Genomic DNA, 526 nt, shown 5'->3' on the forward strand with positions numbered 1-526 from the left:
GTGTGCACCATTATATTTTTTATGCTTTTCTTTTCGCATTCAGTTAAGAGCATAATAACGGAATGCAGTTCTGCAATTTGTGTATCATTTTCATTTTTTATCTCACAGTTCTGCAATATTACTTTGTCATTATCAAATAATACATAAGAATGTACGCTATAATCATTTGCGACTGAAGCATCAGTATACGCATTCATTTTATCCACCTCCATTTAAAACGAGTGTTTTATATTATAATTTATTAACTTTCAAACAAACCTGAAAACCTTGTTGACTTTAGAAMAGTTTGAAGAGCCTCCAATTCATAGTCATCCATAATGTCTTTATTGTTCTCAATGAACCTTTTGGTTATTTGAAGTGAATCATACAGTTTGAAGTCTCTATTGATATTCTTAATATGATCTGCTAGAGTTTCTTCATTATAAATAACATTTTGGAAGCCATATGAATCATCAAATAAGTCCCATACAAAGTCACGAAAATTCTTACTCATGAAATCAATAAATTCTTTGTTGCTTCCTCGTTC

At 30.1% G+C, this 526-nt stretch carries 2 protein-coding genes; both read right to left on the minus strand.

All coding sequences use genetic code 11. The features are described 5' to 3' along the window. The coding region (locus tag AC1DSL_RS19335) for a hypothetical protein (RefSeq protein WP_477533492.1) at positions 1-197 on the minus strand (197 nt) is incomplete at its 3' end. A gap of 44 nt (positions 198-241) precedes the next feature. Beyond that, positions 242-526 (minus strand): hypothetical protein (locus AC1DSL_RS19340; protein WP_477533493.1); only part of this gene is annotated, 285 nt, incomplete at its 5' end.

The organism is Paenisporosarcina sp. P4_D4, from assembly GCF_056401835.1.